2 protein-coding genes are annotated in these 3,241 nt (G+C 73.1%); one reads left to right on the top strand and one right to left on the bottom strand.

Features of this window, described 5'->3' with window-relative positions:
- The coding region (locus tag GT042_RS07785; RefSeq protein WP_161307975.1) for a lactonase family protein at positions 1-1,120 on the top strand (1,120 nt) is incomplete at its 5' end.
- On the opposite strand, the gene GT042_RS07780 is transcribed toward GT042_RS07785, so the two are convergent.
- Positions 1,083-3,107 (bottom strand): glycoside hydrolase family 9 protein, encoded by a 2,025-nt coding sequence (locus GT042_RS07780; RefSeq protein ID WP_161307974.1) that lies wholly within the window; start codon positions 3,105-3,107, stop codon positions 1,083-1,085. The genes GT042_RS07785 and GT042_RS07780 overlap by 38 nt on opposite strands.
- Positions 3,108-3,241 lie beyond the last annotated feature (134 nt).

Here is a 3,241-nt window from a genome sequence, read left to right as displayed (position 1 = left end):
CGGTGCGCCCGGAGCGGTCCCCGCATCCGCCTCCGCCTCCGGCTCCGTTTCCGCCCCCACCCCCGCCGCCCCGCGCGCCGCCACCCGCCGGCTCTTCCTCGGTACGTACACCTCGTCCCCGGGCGGCGGCACCGGCGTCGGCCTGGCGACGTACGACTCGGCCACCGGCGCCATCACGGGCACCGGGACCGTCACGGGCGTCGCGGACCCCTCGTACCTCGCGATCCACCCCGACGGGCGGACGCTGTTCGCCGTGGACGAGCAGCAGGCCGGCAAGGTCACGGCGATCGCCCTGGCGGACGACGGCCGGCACACGGTCCTCGGCAGCCGCTCCACCGGCGGCGCCGGGCCCGCCCACCTGTCCGTGCACCCGAGCGGGCAGTGGCTGCTGACCGCCAACTACACGTCCGGCAGCGTGGCCGTGCTGCCGATCCAGGCGTCGGGTGCGCTGGGGGAGCGTACGGCGCTGGTCACGCACTCCACCCCGCCGCCGGGACCGGGGCAGGGCGGGCCGCACGCCCACCAGATCGTCACCTCGCCGGACGGCGGTCACGTCCTCGCCGTCGACCTGGGCAACGACACGGTGTACACGTACCGCCTCGACGTACGGACCGGCGCGCTGACGCGTGTCTCGTACGCGCGGCTGCGACCCGGGGCGGGCCCCCGGCATCTCACCTTCCACCCGTCGGGCGCCTTCGCCTACCTGGCCAACGAGCTGGACAACACCGTGGTCGTCTGCGCGTACAACTCCTCGACGGGCCAACTGACGCCCGGGGAGCCGCAGTCGACGGGCACCACCGGCAACACCCGAAGCTACCCGGCGGAGTTGGCGGTCACCGCCAACGGCGCCTTCGCCTATCTCGCCAACCGGGGTCACAACAGCCTGGCCCGGTACGCGATCGAGGCCGACGGCGCCGAGCTGCGGCTGCTGGACACCGTGCCCGTCGGCGGCGACTATCCGCGGCAGATCGCCCTCTCGCCGGGCGGGGAACTGCTGTTCGCGGCGAACCAGCGGTCGAACTCGGTGACTGTCTTCGACGTCGACCAGGTGACCGGCGAACTGCGGTCCGCCGGGGCCCCGTTCACCGCGCCGGTCGCGGTGTGCGTCCTGCCGCTGTGACCGTTACGGGTGCCACGGGCGCGGGCGCGCGTGGCACCCGTACCGCCGCCAGGTCCGCCGGCCGGGCCGCCGCCAGGTCCGGTGTGGTCAGCTCCAGGTAGGTGGCGGCCCAGACCAGCGGCGCGTTCCAGTTGACGGTGTTCTCCTTGGACCCCCAGGCGGCGGGGGCGGTGCCGGGACCCGCGTACGACTTGGCGGCGGGACGGCCGGTGGGGGTCGCGGTGTCGTTGATGAGCGTGCTGTTGGGGCCGCCGGACAGCCAGCCCCGGGGGTACGGCGTCGCGGGGTAGCGCCCCCAGGCGAGCCGGTCGTGCAGATCCGTCTCGTGGTAGGCGCCGTAGCCGGTGACGTACGAGAGGCGCATGGCGTTGGCGCCCATCAGGTAGTCCATGGAGCGGTGCATGGCCTTGAGCGCGCGGGGGTCGGCGGTGAGGTCGTAGTCGGTGCCGAGGAGCAACATCCGGTTGACGACGGAGGAGTTGGAGCCCCAGGGGTACGGCCCGCTCCCCGGGATCGGCGCCGGGTAACCCTCGGCCTCCTGCACCGCGATCACCTCGTCGCAGAACGCCCGCAGGCGTCCGCGCATCGCCGCGAGATCGGCGGCGGGCAGGTCGCTGTCCACCGCGAGCAGGGAGAGCGTGCCGAGGGTGGCGACGTCGGCCCAGCTGAAATCGGTGACGCGTCCGTAGTGCGGGGAGCGGGTGACGGCCGTCCGGTAACCCTCGACGGTCTCCGCGCTCTCCACCCTTTCCTTCCTTTCCGCCCTTTCCGCTCGGTGCTGGGCGGTGAGGAACAGCTCGGCAGCGGCCGCGTAACGGTCGTCGTCGTTGCCGGTGTCCGCGTAGTCGCCGCCGCCCTCGGCGTCAGGGGTCGTGTCGGTGTAGTCGACGTCGGGGGCCGCCTCGGCGCGCTTCCACGCCTCCTGGGCCGAGGCCCACAGCCGGTCGGCACGGTCCGCGTCGAACGGCGCGAGTACCCGGGCGAGTTGGGCGTTGGTACGGGCGACGGCGTAGGTGGCGTTCGTGGACGGCCCCATCGCCGAGCGGGGCAGGGCGTTCTCGGCGGCGGCGTCCTCGACGGGGAAGGCGCTCCACCGGTGGTTGTGCACCTTGTGCGAGGCGAGCCCGGACGCGGGAAGCATCCCGGAAAGGAAGCGTGAACCGTACTCCACCTCGTCGAGGAGATCGGGACGGCCGTTGCCCCGTTCGGGGATCCGGAGGGTGGAGTCACCGTGGGCGGCGGGCCGGCGCTCGTAGAGGTTCATCAGGGTCCACGCGGCGATGGCGTGGTTGACCGGGTAGATCCCGAAGTCCCCGGCGTCGGCCCAGGATTGGGCGACGTTCAGCCGCTCCTTCCCGCACCAGTCCTGGTAGCAGGGGACGGAGCTGTCACCGGGGTGCAGCGCGTCGTGCGCGTGGGCGGGGCTCTGGAGGTAGCGGGCGGAGACGGGGGTGCCGAGGCGGTGGAAGTAGAAGTACTGCATGGCCTCGCGGGCGAGGTGGGGGTAGAGGGGGGTGTCGCTGATGGCGAAGGGGACGCTGCGGGTGTCTCCGACGGGGTCGCCATCGGTCTCCCCGACGGGGTCGCCGACGGGGTCTCCGACGCGGTCTCCGACGGTGAGGCGGTACGTCCCCGGGGCGGTCACGGCGGAGAAGTCGGCCCGGTGGACGTGGTCGCCGGAGGCGCGGTCCGTACCGTGGATCCTGGTGGTGCCGGTGGCCACGACCTTCGAACTGGTCGCGTCGACGAGCCGCCAGACCAGCGGCGAGGTGTGACCGGAGACGACGGTGGCGATCTTGTCGGCGCCTCCGAGGTAGCCGATCTGGTTGACACGTACGGGGCTGGGGTCGGGCTGCGCGTGGGCGACGGCTTGGCCCTGGGCGGCGGCTTGGCCCTGGGCGGGCGGCAGCGCGACTGCGAGCGCGGCGAGGGCGGCGAGGGCGGCGAGGGCCGCCAGGGTGGCGCGGAGACGGGGCGGGGACGGCATGCGGCGGCTCCCTCGTACGGACCGGCGAGGGCACATAGTAGAACAAATCGATCACGTGCCCCGACAACCGACACGGTGTTCCGGTACGGGGTGCGGCTTACTGATTTGTCCTCAATCGCCGGACGGGCTTGATT

Origin of the sequence: Streptomyces sp. SID3212, assembly GCF_009865405.1 — a bacterium.
In the GTDB taxonomy this organism is placed as follows: domain Bacteria; phylum Actinomycetota; class Actinomycetes; order Streptomycetales; family Streptomycetaceae; genus Streptomyces.
This window is presented reverse-complemented; position numbering and strand designations above follow the sequence as displayed.

Bases quoted from the DNA above. Each gene is read 5' to 3' on its own strand.
- GT042_RS07780 (WP_161307974.1), bottom strand. From the start codon at position 3,107: ATGCCGTCCCCGCCCCGTCTCCGCGCCACCCTGGCGGCCCTCGCCGCC.